Annotated in this window: 13 protein-coding genes; 10 read left to right on the top strand and 3 right to left on the bottom strand. The window is 50.7% G+C overall.

What is annotated here, in order from left to right:
- Positions 1 to 36: 36 nt before the first annotated feature.
- Positions 37 to 2067, top strand: coding sequence for a glycosyltransferase (locus HH215_RS11995; protein ID WP_169280118.1), 2031 nt, complete (start codon positions 37 to 39; stop codon positions 2065 to 2067).
- Between the two features lie 52 nt (positions 2068 to 2119).
- Here HH215_RS11995 and HH215_RS11990 read toward each other — a convergent pair whose 3' ends face one another.
- Both HH215_RS11990 and HH215_RS11985 read right to left on the bottom strand, forming a co-directional pair.
- On the bottom strand, positions 2120 to 3214 hold the full coding sequence (locus HH215_RS11990) for a Gfo/Idh/MocA family protein (protein ID WP_169280117.1): 1095 nt from the start codon (positions 3212 to 3214) through the stop codon (positions 2120 to 2122).
- Positions 3211 to 4323 (bottom strand): DegT/DnrJ/EryC1/StrS family aminotransferase, encoded by a 1113-nt coding sequence (locus tag HH215_RS11985; protein ID WP_169280116.1) that lies wholly within the window; start codon positions 4321 to 4323, stop codon positions 3211 to 3213. Before HH215_RS11985 ends, HH215_RS11990 begins: the two co-directional genes overlap by 4 nt.
- Before the next feature lie 166 nt (positions 4324 to 4489).
- Between HH215_RS11985 and HH215_RS11980 the strand changes: the two genes are divergently transcribed.
- The 4 genes from HH215_RS11980 to HH215_RS11965 all read left to right on the top strand — a co-directional run bounded on the left by HH215_RS11980 (position 4490) and on the right by HH215_RS11965 (position 10186).
- Positions 4490 to 5203, top strand: a complete 714-nt coding sequence (locus tag HH215_RS11980; protein WP_169280115.1) for an acyltransferase — start codon at positions 4490 to 4492, stop codon at positions 5201 to 5203.
- Complete coding sequence (locus tag HH215_RS11975; protein ID WP_254450453.1) at positions 5200 to 6546, top strand: nucleotide sugar dehydrogenase; 1347 nt, start codon at positions 5200 to 5202, stop codon at positions 6544 to 6546. Before HH215_RS11980 ends, HH215_RS11975 begins: the two co-directional genes overlap by 4 nt.
- Before the next feature lie 108 nt (positions 6547 to 6654).
- Positions 6655 to 8985, top strand: coding sequence for an NTTRR-F1 domain (locus HH215_RS11970; RefSeq protein WP_169280114.1), 2331 nt, complete (start codon positions 6655 to 6657; stop codon positions 8983 to 8985).
- A 130-nt stretch (positions 8986 to 9115) separates the two neighbouring features.
- A complete protein-coding gene (locus HH215_RS11965) occupies positions 9116 to 10186 on the top strand; it encodes a glycosyltransferase family 2 protein (protein WP_169280113.1) in 1071 nt (356 codons plus the stop codon).
- Between the two features lie 103 nt (positions 10187 to 10289).
- On the opposite strand, the gene HH215_RS11960 is transcribed toward HH215_RS11965, so the two are convergent.
- Positions 10290 to 10628 (bottom strand): L,D-transpeptidase, encoded by a 339-nt coding sequence (locus HH215_RS11960; RefSeq protein ID WP_169280112.1) that lies wholly within the window; start codon positions 10626 to 10628, stop codon positions 10290 to 10292.
- 113 nt (positions 10629 to 10741) lie between these two features.
- On the opposite strand from HH215_RS11960, the gene HH215_RS11955 reads away from it, so the two are divergent.
- From HH215_RS11955 to HH215_RS11935, 5 genes are all read left to right on the top strand, one after another.
- Positions 10742 to 12016 carry a M48 family metallopeptidase gene (locus HH215_RS11955; protein ID WP_169280111.1) on the top strand — a complete coding sequence of 425 codons (1275 nt, stop codon included), beginning with the start codon at positions 10742 to 10744 and terminating at the stop codon, positions 12014 to 12016.
- A 196-nt stretch (positions 12017 to 12212) separates the two neighbouring features.
- Complete coding sequence (locus HH215_RS11950; protein ID WP_169280110.1) at positions 12213 to 12794, top strand: hypothetical protein; 582 nt, start codon at positions 12213 to 12215, stop codon at positions 12792 to 12794.
- 76 nt (positions 12795 to 12870) lie between these two features.
- On the top strand, positions 12871 to 15174 hold the full coding sequence (locus tag HH215_RS11945) for a glycosyl hydrolase family 65 domain-containing protein (RefSeq protein ID WP_169280109.1): 2304 nt from the start codon (positions 12871 to 12873) through the stop codon (positions 15172 to 15174).
- Positions 15167 to 15799, top strand: coding sequence for a beta-phosphoglucomutase (pgmB, locus tag HH215_RS11940; protein ID WP_375140520.1), 633 nt, complete (start codon positions 15167 to 15169; stop codon positions 15797 to 15799). The genes HH215_RS11945 and pgmB overlap by 8 nt, the downstream gene beginning before the upstream one ends.
- A gap of 124 nt (positions 15800 to 15923) precedes the next feature.
- Complete coding sequence (locus tag HH215_RS11935) at positions 15924 to 16919, top strand: aldose 1-epimerase (protein ID WP_169280108.1); 996 nt, start codon at positions 15924 to 15926, stop codon at positions 16917 to 16919.
- Positions 16920 to 17274 lie beyond the last annotated feature (355 nt).

Raw genomic sequence — 17274 nt, 5'->3', positions numbered from 1 at the left:
CAGGAAAATGGATTCGGCGAACACGGAGGTCGGAGGATGGACAAACAATCGCAATCGCAAACAGATCACGAAGAGCTGCCCGGGCAAAATAGCTATAGGCGTCCAAAGCTTGTTTTTTTCGTCAGGAGCGGGTTGGATGCTTTCATCGATCCGATCATTGCCCATCTTTCTATCCCTTTCACTACGATGAAAATCATCGTCCGGGAAAATAGCCAAATCGATCAGGGCATGAACTGGGCGGATATTTGTTGGTTCGAGTGGTGCGATAACCTAATCGTTTATGGAAGTAAGCTGCCTATCGCGAATCGGAGGAAAATCATTTGCAGGCTGCACAGCTATGAAGCTTTCAGCTCTTACCCGTATCAGGTGAATTGGGGAACGGTAGATAAAGTTATTTTCGTCGGCAAACCGATTCAAGATTATGTCTTACAACATGTAAAAGGATTATCGGAGCGGAAAACGGTCGTCATTCCCAACGGCGTGGACTTGAATAAGTATCGGTTGATCGAACGAGAGAAAGGCTTCAACATCGCATTCGTCGGATACATCAGCGCGAAGAAAGGTCCGATGCTGCTGTTGCATGCCTTCAAAGCCATTCATGACAGAGATGCCCGATACAAGCTTTACATTGCCGGGAAATACCAAGATGAGCGCTATCGTCTCTATTTTAATCAAATGATCGAGCAGTTGAACTTGACCGACGCCGTTCAATTCGAAGGTTGGCAGACGGACGTTAACCGCTACTTGGAAAACAAACACTACATTATTTCTACAAGTCCGTTAGAAAGTCAACATATGTCCATGATGGAAGCGATGGCGGCAGGTCTTAAACCGCTCGTTCATCATTTCTACGGGGCGAAACAAGTGTATGACGCAAGCTTCGTCTGGAACACGATCGACGAATTGATCGGTATGGTCATGGATGAGGAATACTCGTCCGGCGTTTATCGGGCCTTTATCGAGCGGAACTATTCCTTACCTGACCAGAACTTTAAAATCGAACAGTTGCTAAGAAAATTTTTACCTATTGCCCAAGCGGAAAATAGGCATACGAACATTCAAAAGGCGCCAAAAGTCACGGTTGGGATCGTCAATTATAATTACGGCCGATTTCTGGACGAGTGTTTACAATCGGTTCTGACCCAGGCTTATCCGAATATAGAAATTCTCGTCGTGGACGATCATTCGACGGATGATTCCATGGCGATTATCGAACGGTATGCAAAAAGTCATTCGAATATTAGAGTTATCAGACATACGGACAATTCGAACTTACCAGACCGCGCGTTCCATGAAATATTTCGGGAAGCGAACGGGGAATACGTCTTGTTATTAAGCGCGGACGATTTTCTGCCGAATGCTGGAGTGCTTAGTCATTATGTCGGTTGCTTCTTTAATCATCCGAACGCGGACTATGTCTATGGAGATATAACCCTTGTTAACGTTAACGCGAAAGCCATCGGCAAGTGGACATACCGGTCCTATACCGACGAAGAAGCGGTGCAGAACATTTTTCAGAGATGGGGCTCGGGAGTCATTCCGATGATCGGCATGTTCAGATCGTCTTATTACCGATCAGCCAGCCATTCGTGGTTCGTCGATCCGGCGAAACCGATCGCGGGAGATACGTTGAATTGCTTGATCAATATCGACAGAGGATGGAATCGCCATTATTTGCAGCAGCCGATGCTGTGCTACCGAAGGCACGGCGATAGCATAAGCCATCGAATAGACGAGAGAATCGTATCGCTCATCTACATCGTTGAATATATCGTAGCCCGTTTCAAGCAAGAAATCCTCTTTCCAACAATTCCTTGGAACACGCTTGGAGAGAGGGAAGCAAGCGCCTTGAAGCATTTTTATATCGGCAAACATTTCGCGGGCATGGCTGTTTATTATCAAACTTGTCCTTTTACAAGCGGACTGGATCCTATCCAAAAAAAGAAATGCGTTCAGCCCATTCTAGCTAGAATGAACCATTATTTCGATCTGAGTCTTCAGTTCGGGGATGATTGTAAGCAGAAAATATCCGTGGTCGTTGAACAAGTTAGTCCGTTGGTCTTGTAATTTCGGCATTTGAAGAAAGGGCTTCGCCATCCGACGGGAATGACGATGCCCTTTAATTATTGTCGTTGAAGTGATGATCCGCCATCATACGGGTATCGAACGAGAGTAAGGGCAACCGGATAGGGCTTGCGATTCTGGCGGATTCGTATATCGCGAATACGGTTTCCAGCGCTCTTCGTCCGTCCGGCGTATCGACCGCGAACAACGGATCATGGGGATGTCCTTGCAGGGAGCCGACGAAATGCTCGTACATCGCGAGATGCTCGTCGAAGTCAGCAGCCTCCGGAAGGAGCGGGGTTTCTTGACCGACTGCATGCCATCTTCGAACTTCCGTTAAACCGGTTCCCCCGATACTGATCGTACCTAGGTCTCCGAATAAAGATAACGATTGATCCAAATTATTCGGTTGGCTAATCGTGTTAGCTTCGACGATCCCGATTGCGCCATTGGCGAAACGGATCGTTCCTATGGCGACGTCTTCGGTCGGCTTAACGTTTTTCCCCCACCCGAGCATTCCGTAAACCGAATCCACGGTTTCTCCCATCATCCACAGAAGCAAATCGATCAGATGAACGCCTTGGTTGAGCAGCATGCCCCCGTCTTGATCCCACGATCCGCGCCAAGGTGCGGCCGCGTAATAGGCCGGAGAACGATTTAGCCTCACCGTAACGGTACCGGATCTTATCGTTCCTAAAGTTCCGTTGTCAACCCATTCCTTCGCAAGTCTCATGAGAGGACGATACCGCAATTGATGGCACACTTGTACCCTAAGCCGCAGGTTTGCGGCCGATTCGGCAATCTCGTCGGCGTCCCGAAGAGAAAGGGCCATCGGCTTCTCGAGCAGGACAGGTTTGCCTGCCCGAAGAGCGGCAACCGCCAAGTGTGCATGCGAATGAGAAGGGGTGGCAATAACGACGGCATCCACATTCGCATCCCGAAGCAAGCCATCAGGGTCCGAATGCTTCGCGACTGCAACCGTATCCGTCGATAGCTCCCGATTAACAAGGGAATATTTCCGCTCCAACTCCTCCATTCGTTCTGGGAGAGGATCATACAAATCGGTCAATCTAGCATTGGAGCATTTCGCGATCGAAACGACGTGTTTTTCCGAAATTCGCCCGCAACCGATGATTCCGAAACGTATCATAGTTCACCTTGTCCTGCTTCGATATCTTGAAGAGCGTTAATGACGGCATCCTGTTGTTGTTCCGTGAGCAGCGGCCCCATCGGCAGCGCTAAAGCTTCCAAGGATAGGCGTTCCGCTTCGGGGAACGATCCGATGTTATAACCTAACCCTTCGTAAACCTTCTGAAGGTGCAGTGGTTTGGGGTAATAAATGCCGCTTTGAATGTTTCGGGCGAGCAATCGTTCGCGGATTCGATCCCGTTCGGCGCTACGAATGCAGAAGAGATTGTATACATGCTTGCGCTCCGGCGTTCTCATGGGAAGGGTGATTGACGAAAGCGTCGATAACTGCTCATAGTAGCGATCCGCTAGAGCGATTCTGCGCTCATTCCACTCGTTAACCTTTTCCAGAACGACTAACAGAACGGCGGCATGCAGCTCGTCAAGCCGACTGTTATAGCCGACTCGATGATGGTAGTAACGTTTGGCGCTTCCGTGTTGCCTAAGCTCCCGAACGGCTTCCGCCAGTGCGCTGTCTGAGGTAAGAATAAGTCCCCCGTCTCCGATCGTCCCTAAGTTTTTGCTTGGGAAAAAAGAAAAACAGGCTGCGTGTCCGATACTGCCTACGGACTTGTCCCGATAAGCGGCGCCGAAAGCTTGGCAAGCATCTTCGATCACGATCAACCCGAATCGGGCAGCGATCCGCATGATCTCCTCCATGTCCGCGGGCTGGCCGAACAGGTGAACGGGTAAAATGGCTTTCGTTCTTGGCGTAATCGCTTCTTCGATTCTCGCAGGATCCAGATTCCACGATTGATCGATATCAACGAACACCGGCGTCGCGCCGACTCTGGAAATCGCTTCGGAAGTCGCTACGAAAGTATAGGGCGTGGTGATGACCTCATCGCCGGGACCGATCCCGTAAGCATCTAAAGTCAGCACGAGCGCATCCGTCCCGTTGGCGACCGCGATCGCATGATCGGAGCCGGACAGGTAAGCGATTTTCTGTTCTAATTGACGAACTTTCGGTCCTAGAATGTACGTGCCTTGCTCGATCGTGTCTGCTATTTCCGATAGAATCTCGGATTTTAAACTGCGGAATTGTTCGGCTATCGGCATTAATTCGATCATTTAGCAGTCTCCTTGCCGTAAATCATTTTCGTATAGGGTATGCGTTTCGGTTTGAACATGCTTCCGCTGCAACACTGGCAATAGAGTTTGGACTTGCATAGATCATGTAAGGTGGGGCTTAACAGCTTATCCATGCAGTAGACTCGGAAAGGTTAGGAGGTAGACTATGACGTTGGATCCTTCTGTTCGATGGGGCTCAAATGTGATCGTAGGTCAGCACGCGGTAATCGAACCCTACGCGATAATCGGGGACGATGTATCTATCGGCCACGGCGTTGTCATTAAGGAAGGAACGATCGTAGGCAATCGCGTGACCATCGGCGATCTTTCCGTATTAGGAAAAACTCCGTCGGCAAACAAGAAAAAAGCGGTGAAGCCAACGGCTGAACTGCCGGTTCTTACGATCGGGGAAGGGGCTAAGATCGGTAGCGGTTGCGTCATCTATCGCGGGGTTACGCTGGGGGTCGATGTACTTGTGGGTGACCTGGCAGGGATACGCGAGCAAGTGGAGGTCGGAGAGAGCAGCATCATTGGAAGAAACGTAGCGATAGAGCCTCATACCGTAATCGGTAGTTTCGTAACGATCCAGACTTCTTCGTATATTACGAGCAACATGATCATTGAAGATGGCGTTTTTATCGGCCCATGCTGCTCGACTTCCAACGACAAATATATGGGAAGAGGGGATTATCCTCATCTAGGGCCGGTTATTCGCAAGGGTGCCAGAATAGGCAATAACGCGACTTTGCTTCCGGGGATTACGATCGGGGAAGGAGCGATGATCGGCGCGGGCGCAGTCATCACCCGTGATGTACCTCCTTACGTCACGTATGTCGGCAATCCTGGAAAACCATTGCTAGAAAGGAGAGAGAACGAGTGACGGAGCATGCTGTTCGAACCGATGGGGGGTTGGAATTAGGAGAGCGGACAGTCGCCATCGTCGGACTTGGTTACGTAGGTTTACCGATTGCGCTTCTTTTCGCGGGACAAGGATTTACCGTGCTTGGTTTGGATGCCGATCGGAAAAAAATATCGAGTTTGCAAATCGGTCGAAGCTACTTACCGGATATTGCCGATCAACAAATCGCTTCGGCGATAAGCTCTGGCCGGTTTAGCCCATGTATGGACTACGAACGGCTAGGAGAGGCATCCGCGATTATCATTTGCGTTCCGACGCCGCTATCGGCTGGTCAACTGCCTGATCTTAGCTATCTGGAGAACGCAGCCATCGAAACAGGCAAAGCGTTATCCATAGGACAGTTGGTCGTTCTGGAAAGCTCGACTTATCCGGGGACGACAACGGAGGTGCTTGTTCCGATCCTTGAGAGAGAGAGCGGGTTGACCGTCGGCAAGGATTTCCATGTCGGTTATTCTCCGGAACGAATCGATCCAGGCAATAAACAATTTGCGGTAAGGGACATTCCGAAAGTCGTTAGCGGGGTGACGTCGGATTGTTTGCGTAGGACGGAGTCCATATATTGCGAGGTATTTCAATCGGTAGTGAGAGTATCGTCGCCGGAAGTAGCGGAGATGACCAAACTGCTAGAGAACACCTACAGGCTTGTGAATATCTCTTTCATTAATGAAATGGCGATATTGTGCGATGGTCTAGGCATCGACCTGTGGGAAGCGATCGAAGCCGCAAAGACGAAATCGTTCGGATATTCGGCGTTCTACCCGGGACCGGGAGTCGGCGGACATTGCATTCCGGTAGACCCGCAATATCTCCAATGGAGAGCGGGAGAATTCGGCTTGAAGAGCGGATTCATCGAGCTGTCGGAGCGGGTTAATCAATCGATGATCGATTACTTGGCGGATCGAGTCGAAGGAGTGTCGGAGTCGAATTGTTCTACTCGGACGGCATTGATCTATGGCGCGGCGTATAAAAAAGACGTAGACGACATTCGCGAATCTCCTTCAATCGCGTTGATGGAACGGTTACAGGATAGGGGATTTATCGTTTCGTATCACGATCCTCTCGTTCGAGAGGTTTGGGTAAACGGAAAGCGGATGCGTAGCGTCGCATTGACGGAGGAACGGTTAAGCCAATCGGATTGCGTCATCATCATGACCGATCATACCGGTATACCGATTGATAGGATCGTATCGCACGCTAGGGGGATACTCGATACTCGAAACGTGACTGCAGGTTATAGCGAGAGACATATAGATCGCGTTGGAAGCGGAAATTTCGGCAATTATCGCAAAAATCCGCATCGATGAAGGCTAGTAAAAGCACGGGCAACATCATGAAACAATAAGATGTAATAGATTTCGTGACAAGCCTTGGCTTCGATGAAATCGAGACTGGTTCAAGGTGGTGATACTAAAATGTCAATACAGAACAGAATTAATAACGGCGGATTCGAAACAGGCACGATTATTTCTTGGACAGTCGTGAATGCCTCTATTAACACGACTATGAGCCACAGCGGTTTTAATTGCGCGCAATTGAGAGGAGGTTTGGCTAGCTCGTACATTGCCCAAAGCGTTCCGGCCATTCCGGGAGAAAACTTCGAGTTCCGGGCCTCTTTTGCTAAAGCGTCCCCTAACTTGGGGTCATTCGCGATTGTTACGCTCAGTTACTTGGATGCTTCATTTAATGTGCTCGCAACAGGTTTGCTAGATTACATTCCCTATAGCATCTCGAGCCTGACAGGCAGTGATTGGGTCGAAGTGTACCAAACGACTTCGATAGCTCCACCAATGACGACTCAAGCGTTGCTCATCATACAACCGTTACCGATTGCGGGTACGTCAGACTTGCTTGTCGATGATGTTGAATTGCTTACGACCAGCGGATCTGGAACTGGAGCAACAGGAGCAACAGGAGCAACGGGAGCAACAGGAGCTACAGGAGCAACGGGAGCAACAGGAGCAACGGGAGCAACAGGAGCAACGGGAGCTACAGGAGCAACAGGAGCTACAGGAGTTACAGGTACAACTGGAGCAACGGGAGCTACAGGTACAACTGGAGCAGATGGTGCAACGGGAGCAACGGGAGCTACAGGAGCTACAGGAGCTACAGGTACAACTGGAGCAACGGGAGCTACAGGTACAACTGGAGCAGATGGTGCAACGGGAGCAACGGGAGCAACGGGAGCTACAGGATTAACGGGAGCAACCGGAACCACGGGGGCTACAGGAACAACAGGAACAACAGGAACAACAGGAACAACAGGAACAACAGGAGCTACGGGTGAAACAGGAGCAACTGGGGTTACAGGAGTAACGGGGGCGACCGGAGCAACAGGGTTAACGGGAGCAACCGGAACCACGGGGGCTACAGGAGCTACAGGAGCGACTGGTGAAACTGGAGCGACGGGACCAACCGGGGAAATCGGACCTGCCGGACCAACAGGTGCAGATGGAGCAACAGGGCCAACAGGGCCGACAGGTGCAGATGGAGCAACTGGACCGGCAGGACCGACAGGTGCAGACGGAGCAACAGGGCCAGCAGGACCGACGGGTGCAGACGGAGCGACTGGACCGGCAGGACCGACGGGTGCAGACGGAGCAACAGGACCGGCAGGACCGACAGGTGCAGACGGAGCAACGGGACCAGCCGGACCGACGGGTGCAGATGGAGCAACAGGACCGACAGGTGCAGACGGAGCAACAGGACCAGCCGGACCGACAGGTGCAGATGGAGCAACTGGACCGACAGGACCGACAGGTGCGGATGGTGCAACTGGACCGACAGGACCAGCCGGACCGACAGGTGCAGATGGAGCGACAGGGCCAGCAGGACCGACAGGTGCAGACGGAGCAACTGGACCGGCAGGACCGACGGGTGCAGATGGAGCGACAGGGCCAGCCGGACCGACAGGTGCAGACGGAGCAACTGGACCGGCAGGACCGACGGGTGCAGATGGAGCGACAGGACCAGCCGGACCGACAGGTGCGGATGGTGCAACTGGACCGACAGGACCAGCCGGACCGACAGGTGCAGATGGAGCAACCGGACCAGCCGGACCGACAGGTGCAGATGGAGCAACTGGACCGGCAGGACCGACAGGTGAAGACGGAGCAACGGGACCAGCCGGACCGACAGGTGCAGACGGAGCGACAGGAGCAATCGGACCGACGGGTGAAACTGGACCAATTGGACCGGTAGGACCAACAGGTGCGGATGGCGCAACTGGACCACGAGGTATACAAGGAACAATGGGACCGCAAGGACCGCAAGGAACAATGGGTCCACAAGGACCGCAAGGAACAATGGGTCCACAAGGACCGTCCGGTCCACAACCTAATCTTTTTGCTGCGACTGCTGCATCCGCGATACCGATAACTTTACTTGACGGATCAACGCAAACCTTGATTTCCTTGAACGGAATCTCGGTTGCTACAGGTGATTTACTCATGATTGATTATGCGTTAGAGTTCGGCTTGGATACTTCAACCTCAACCGGTGAAGTTGATTTACCCATCGAGTTAATTCGAAATGGAAGTGTTCTGCAAACGATTCGATATCATCAAAATCATCTATTGGAAGAAACAGAAATAGCTCAACCATTGTCTTACACTTATATCGATAATGCAGTTGCTTCCTCAAGTTTTGATTACAGAATTAGGGTTGCCTATACGAATGCCGGAGCAACAGCCTTCACCGCAACGGCATCGCAAATCAACCTAAACATTATCCGTTTTGAATCTTAAATCTTCAAGGGCAGGACGTTCGTCCAGTGGACGAATGTTCCTGTTTCTATTCATGCTTGAGGTCATTCCTAGAATGAAAGCACGAAACGGCGTTAGATTCTTAACCGCTTCAAGGGAGGAAACAAGCAGAATGGTTACGGTGAGTTTATGCATGATGGTGAAAAATGAAGAAGCCGTTCTGGCGCGTTGTCTCGATTCGGTAAGTGATCTGGTTGATGAGATTAACATTGTCGATACGGGCTCATCCGATTCAACGGTCGATATTGCCCGGAATTATACGGATCGGGTATTTTTTTTCAAATGGACGGGTAACTTCGCAGAAGCTCGCAACGAATCATTTTCCCATGCGACTCAAGACTATATTTTCTTCCTAGATGCGGACGACGTATTGTTGGAGCGCGATCGGGAAGCTTTCAAACAGTTGAAGGAAACGCTCGATCCCAGGATCGATTCCGTATCCATGTTTTATCACAACGGTGAGGATGAATTCGGGAACGTGACGCTTCGATATCGGCGGAATCGTCTTGTTAAACGTTCACGCAATTTCATATGGGAAGGCGATTGCCACAATTATTTGAAAGTAGCCGGCCGGATCGTCAATTCCGATATCGCAGTCACACATAGGAAAATTAAGCATTCAGCGGGTCGCAATCTGGATATTTACAAGATGAAGATCGAGCGTGGAGATACTTTTACGGCTCGGGATCATTTCTATCATGGTAACGAATTACGAGAGAACCAACATTATCGGGAAGCTATTGAAAGCTATAAGAACAATCTGGCGACGAATGAAGGCTGGGTCGATGAGAAAATAAATGCTTGCATCAATATGGCCGACTGCTATAGATTTCTGAACGAACGGGATAACGAACTGCCCTCTTTGTTTAAATCCTTCGAATATAGCAGCCCTCGCCCGGAGGTGCTGTGCAGGATCGGAGATCATTTTAAGCATAAAAAAGACTTTCGTACGGCTGCTTACTGGTATGAGCTGGCAACAAATATTCCGGAGGACAATGAGCAATGGAGCTTCCATTATCCTGCGTATCGAACTTGGTATCCTCATCTTCAGTTGTGCGTCTGTTATTATTATTTAAACCGTTTCGTAACCTCCAACTGGCACAACGAAGAGGCTCGGAAATACCGACCAGAGGATCGATTAATTCTGCATAATAAGAAATTGTTGGAGTTTAAGCTTAGTTGAGAGCTCGAAAGACGGGAGGAGACCAGATCAACGGTCTCTTCTTTTACTCGGAACGGCCATTCCGGGAGTACTCCGATGAAATCGGTTATCGATATATTGAAACTCAAAGCCTGATCGTCACTCTCGTCCGAATCGGAACTAGCGCTGCCAATTGAAGAACATCTTCGTTATACATCCGGATACAGCCATGACTAACTTCTCGGCCGATGGAGGAAGGGTCGTTCGTGCCGTGTATCCCATAATGCGGACGGGACAGTCCCATCCAGAACGCACCGAAGGGACCGCCGGGATCGGCTTGCTTATTCACGATCATGTACTCTCCGGCAGGCGTTTTGGTCAGCACTTTCCCAATGCCTACGGGAAAAGAGCGAACAACGTTATTCCCATCCAATAGGTAAAGCGTTCGATCCGATAGATCGACGATTATTCGATATTGCGGCATGTCGACGCTCCTTTTCGAAATAGCGAGACTGGAAAATCCGGATCGTTCATTCTTTTGAAGTCCGCATGGGAAGTGGTATGATCGTACTATCCGAGCACAAGGGGAAATCCGCCATGCCGATCGTTAGAAAAGTTCCTTACTTAAGATATTTACTCCTTTTCGCGTGTTATGCCATCTTCATGGCTTTATATGTATGGTATACCTCGCCCAATCAAGTACCCGAAGCTTATCGGGGTACGGCCGCGGATCCTTCGACCTTCTTCACTCCCGAACAACTGAACAACAGCGAGACGATCAATTCGGTACGCAACTGGATTTTCTTCATCAGCGGACCTTGGGAGTGGTTAATCTACTTGTTTTTGCTCCTTAGCGGTTTGTCGACAAGCTGGAGGGATGGTCTCGAACGTTATCGCCTTCCGATATACATACGTTTTCCGATATATGTGCTGCTAGTAAATGCGGTATCGTTCTTGCTTTATTTTCCGCTGCGGGTCGCAGGTTATAACTTATCGAAATCTTATGGCATATCGACGCAACCGGTTGCGGACTGGCTTAGGGATAAGCTGATCGGGTTCGGAATCGGTTATTTGACGATGTTGGCCGTATCGGCCGTCGCATTCTGGATAATCTCCCGAGGAGGTCGGTGGTGGCTTAAGCTGTGGCTCTTATCGGTGCCGTTTACCCTATTCATGATGTATGTTCAGCCTGTTGTCATCGATCCGCTATATAATCAATTTACGACTTTATCCGATCCGAGCTTAGAACATAAAATCTTGGAGTTGGCAGCCAAAGCGGACATTCCCGCGCATCGGGTATACGAAGTCGACATGTCGGCTAAGACGAACGCGATGAACGCTTACGTCAACGGGATCGGTTCTTCCCTGCGGATCGTCTTGTGGGATACGACGTTAAAGCAGTTAAACGAACCGGAAATCCTACTCATCATGGCGCATGAAATGGGTCATTACGTGAAGCATCATCTGGAATGGAGCGCCGTTGGCGCAATCGGGTCGTCGCTGGGGCTGTTAGCGATCGGAGGAGCATTGTATAAGGTTCTCGTTCGAAATCACGGGTCGAAATGGGGAATTCGTTCGATGTCCGATATGGCCGCATTGCCGCTCGTGTTGCTTATTCTATCTATGATTTCCTTCGTGACGTTACCCGTATCGAATGCGATTTCCCGGAATGCGGAAGCATCCGCGGATCGATATGCGATGGAATTGATCGGCAGCGCGGAAGGGTCGATATCCATGAATCAGAAAATGTCCGTAGTCGTGCTGAGCGACGTAAATCCGCCGCTTCTCGTGAAGTGGTTCAGGAGCGACCATCCGTCCGACATGGAAAGGATTATCGATGCAGAGCGATTTGAGCGGTCCAGAGGCAATTGAGTTGGAATTGTATTTTCTGGCGGGGCTCGCGACCGCTTCACACTTCATGGAGAAGTTCCGCGTAGCACTCCTAGATCGAATAACGATAACAGGTATAACTCAACACTTAGGGCAGCCCGTCCATTCGGAGCTGCTATTTCCTTATGGGGATTGGAGTAGGACAGTCATCCCTCAATTATGGGAAATACGCTCGGACATGAGTCTCCCTCCGGCGAAGATCTCGAACTCGATCGGGGGAAAGCGGGCGATTGCGGCCATGGCGACGATGAGACTGGCCGTCGACCGCCGTACGACAACGCTGCTGATCGGTCACAGCGGAGGCGGCGTCGCGGCTATACATGCAGCGTATCTGCTGATGAAGAGCGAGAGCCGTTCGAATTGTCTGGTCGTGATGATCGGATCACCGAAATGCCGAATTCCGCAGGAGCTTCGGCCATCCGTATTGTCGATAAGCGCTGCGGGAACTCGTAAAAGGGCCAACGACGCCGAGGGCAAGTCCCCTGATCTCGTTTCCCGTCTCGGTACGCATGGCGGTTGGATGCGGACGAGACATAACGAGATAAATAATCATTCGGCATTCAGAAACGGATTTCCTGCGTGGCATAAGCACAAACATGCACCGGCGGCGATGAGAACCGTGCCGATTATCGGAGGACATGCGGATTATTTTCGCGATAGTTCATCTTATGTGAATTCATCGGGTTCGTCGAACCTGGATATTACCCTTGATGCCATTCTCTCTTGGCTTATTCAATGGAATCAAACATCATTTCGGTAATATCGCTCATTTCAGCGCAAGCGAGCCGCCTTCATAATTGAAGGTATATTTCGTAGCTGAAAGCGAGGGTGTCCAAGTGAGCTGGATCGTAGAGGAAATAGGATTTGATCCGAATAGGATCACGACGAACGGGAATAAGTTCATGCTCGGCAATGGAGCGATGGGTTACCGAGGAACATTGGAGGAGTTTAAGAAGGAGCAGTTACCGGCTTGTACGCTAGCCGGTTTGTACGATAAAGTCGGCGATCAATGGAGAGAACCGATCAATGCGCCCAACGGTTTATTTACGCAACTGATCTTGAACGGTGAGATTCTGAGTCCTCTGACTTCGAGATATGATTCGCATCGCGTAGCGCTTAATATTCGAGACGCAACCTATCACCGCGATACGGCTTTCGTTGTCGGAGACAACCGGATCGAAGTCCGTACTCGTAGGTTCCTAAGTATGGAACATCTGGATCTTATTCTAATGAAGGTCGAATTCCGATGCTCGCAGGATTGCGAAATAACGGTGCGAACCGGTATTGACGGCGATGTATGGGACATTAACGGTCCCCATCTGCAGGAGTACGAATTGTCGGCCGGGGATGGCCTAATCGGGTTATCATGCATAACTCAAGAGCTTAAGAAGTCGGTTTCCGTGGCGGAAGGCATCACGTTGGTAGGTGCGGCAGAGGAAGTGCTCATTCAGGATTCGTTATCCATGCTTCGAGAAATCCAGATCAAATGTTTCGCGGGAGAAACCTACGGGTTTACGAAATACGTGGCCGTCGGCTTCGGCGATCAGCGGGAACAAGTATCGAAAACGGTACAGTCACGGGTGCGGGAAGCGATGCGCGATCGTTACGAAACTCTTTTGCATAGGCACGCGTTGCATTGGGAGAGGAAATGGGAGTTGTCCGACGTCGAGATCGAAGGAGACGATGACGCTCAGTTTGCTCTGCGATACAGTATTTATCAGTTGCATATTATCGCGCCGACGGAGTCGGAAAAGGTATCCATTCCCGCTAGGGGATTATCCGGTCAAGTCTATAAAGGTGCGGTATTCTGGGATACGGAGATGTTCATGCTCCCGTTTTTCCTGTACAGTCAGCCGAAAATCGCTAGAAATCTGGTGATGTACCGGGTTCATACGTTGGACGGAGCCCGCAGAAAAGCGGCGGAGTATGGTTACCGCGGAGCTTACTACGCGTGGGAGAGCCAAGATACGGGAGACGATGCATGCACGTTGTTCAATATTACAGACGTGTTCACGAATCGTCCGATGAGAACTTATTTTCGCGACAAGCAAGTCCATATTAGCGCCGATGCCGCGTACGGGATATGGCAATATTACGAGTTTACCGGGGATGACAGCGTTTTGCTCGAAGGCGGAGCGGAGGTCCTATTGGAATGCGCCCGTTTCTTCTATTCCTATTCCTACTATAAAGAAGAGAAAAATCGTTATGAAATTCTCGACGTAACCGGCCCCGACGAGTACCACGAGCGGGTCAACAATAACGCTTTTACGAACGAACTCGTTAGGACGACGCTAGAGATCGCGTTCAAAGCGATGGCCGTTCTCGAATCGAAGTATCCGGAAGCCTATGCGTCTTTAATGGAGAAGCTGGATTTCAGCGAAGATCTTGGCAAATTGAGCAGCATGCTCGGGCAGCTATACACGCCTCAACCCGATCCTGCAACGCTGGTCATCGAACAGTTTGACGGGTACTCGAAGCTTGAGGACGTAGATTTACGGACGCTCAAGTCAAGAATTATGGATAAAAACGAATATTTGGGCGGGGGTAACGGACTCGCGACGACGACGCAAATTCTGAAGCAGGCCGATGTCGTGCTCATGCTCCATCTATTCAAAAACCGGTTTAGCCAGGAAGTGAAGAAGGCAAACTGGGAGTATTACGAACCGAGGACTGAACACGGCTCCAGTTTGAGCTCATGCGTCTATGCGCTGGTAGCGGCGGACATCGGAAATTCCGATTGGGCCTACCCGTATTTCATGCGAACCGCAACGATAGATTTGACCGGCGATTCGAAGCAATACGTCGGAACGTTATATATCGGGGGAACGCATCCGGCCGCGAACGGGGGAGCATGGATGGCCGCCGTTCTTGGCTTCGCGGGACTTCACTTGAGAGAAGGGAAAGTTCTGTTTCAGCCTTCGCTGCCGGAGCATTGGCAATCGATCGCGTTCCCGATTCAGATTAGGGGACAGCAATTCCGAGTTAACGTTACCGCGACCGAAGTGGTCATACTCTCCGATAATCGCAATAAGCTACAGCAGACGTTCCAAGTCGGAACGGAGGAGAGGACGATTGAACCGGGCGGTCGATCATCTTTCCCGAATGAGGGGAAGAGAAGAGGTGACGGACTTGCTGGCTAATTTCAGGGGGGCGTTGTTCGATCTGGACGGGGTGTTGGTCGATACGGCCAAATATCATTACTTGGCATGGAAGCAACTTGCGGAGCAATGGGGTTTCGAATTTACGGAAAGCGACAACGAGCGGTTAAAGGGAGTTAGCCGGATGAGGTCGCTCGACATCGTTCTTGAGATCGGAGGGATTAGGCTTACGGAAGACGAGAAGCTTCGGAAAGCGGATGAGAAGAACGAGCAGTATTTGCAGTATATTCGTCAGATGGACGAGTCGGAGTTATTGCCTGGGGCTAGGGAGTACCTTTTGCGTTTAAGGGAAAGCGGCGTCAAGATCGCTTTGGGATCGGCGAGCAAGAACGCGACGTTTATTCTGGAGAAGGTAGGCATTGCGGAGTTGTTCGATGCGGTCGTTGACGGGACTAAGGTATCCAAGGCGAAACCGGATCCGGAAGTTTTCGAAGCAGGTTGCCGAGAGCTTGGATTATTACCCGGGGAATGCGTCGTGTTCGAGGATGCCGAAGCCGGAGTCCAAGCGGCGATTGCCGCCGGAATGTACGTCGTCGGCATCGGAAGCCCCGCTATTCTCGGTAGAGCGAATCGCGTTATTGGCGGTCTGTATGAGCTGGTTGGTTAAAACTTGTGAATCCTGCTGAATAGAGCAAATTGAATTGTGCTAATAGAATCGCGTTAATAGTGTTGACGTTTCCTTCCGCGGACTTATATACTCGTACATAATAATGACTGTGGAGGATGCGACGATGACTCAACATTATGCGAAACAAGGAACTTATGAGAACGAGCAGGCCATTTACATTAAACACGGTCCATATTCGGCGATTCTGCTTCCGGGAATCGGAGGAAACTTGATCTCTTTCCGCGATGACGAGAGGGATTATCGATTTATAAGAGAACCGGAAGGAGCCGATTGGGAAGCGTTCGTTCAGACGCCGATGCTTCATGGAATTCCGGTGTTGTTTCCCCCGAACCGGTACGATGGCGGGAAATTCGAGTTCGATGGACGCACGTATAAGTTTCCGATTAACGAGGAAAAGACCGGGAACCATATTCATGGATTCGTGTACCGGTCGAAGTGGGAGGTCGTAAGTTACGGGAGTACGGAGCAGGAAAGCTCCGTTACCGTAAAGCTGCGATTCGATGAGCAAAACCCGGAATACTCGTATTTTCCGCATACGTTTACTTTGTCGCAAACTTTCTCGTTGTCGGCAAAAGGGCTTTCGATGCACTTCGAGGCGGTGAATGAAAGCGCCGAAGCGATGCCTTTCATGCTTGGGTTCCATACGAGCGTTAACGCTCCTTTCGCGACCGGAAGCAGCGTGCAGGATTTGGAAACCGGCATCTCTATCGGCAAGCGTTGGGAATTAAATGAGCGCATGCTTCCGACCGAACGCGCACTCCCGTTAAGCGAGGGCGAGGAGCTTCTCAGTAAGGGAGAGGGCGATCCTTATTTCGAATCTCTCGACAATCATTATTCCGCTGTGGCAGGTAAGAATAATAGAAATGCTATGACGATATACGATCGCCGCGTTAACGTTCGGTTCGTCTATGAAGCAGGCGATGCATACAAGCATTGGATGGTGTACAATGCGGCGGCTAACGGCAAGTTTTTCTGCCCGGAACCGCAAACTGGCATGGTCAACGCGCCCAACGTCAATTTTCCCGCCGAGCAAACCGGTCTGATCCGGTTGGAGCCGGGCCAACGGTGGTCCGCGGTAAGCCGGATGTACGTAGAGTAGGGAATTAATCTTTTCCCTTTGCAATAGTATCGATCTCGTCAAGACCCACAGGAGCGCGTCCTTATGACCGCTCCTTTTGTTGTGCGACGGCAGTCGTCTACACGAGGGCTGTCTGTCCCAGGTTAACGGCAAATAGCCCGGCTGAGCCGGGTTAGATCGGTGAAATTGCCATCGTAAGGGCAAATAGCCCGGCTGGGCCGGGTTAGATCGGTGAAATTGCCATCGTAAGGGGAAAAGTGTGCTACAAGCCGCTGTCAGCGGTCTAATGGGTTAGATATCGAGGGAAAGTGTGCTACAAGCCGCTGTCAGCGGTCTAATGGGTTGGATTTCGAGGGATAGTGTGTTACAAGCCGTT

It is taken from the genome of Cohnella herbarum (assembly GCF_012849095.1).
GTDB lineage: Bacteria > Bacillota > Bacilli > Paenibacillales > Paenibacillaceae > Cohnella > Cohnella herbarum.
The sequence above is the reverse complement of the archived record's forward strand: the minus strand, read 5'-3'. Positions and strand labels throughout refer to the sequence as shown.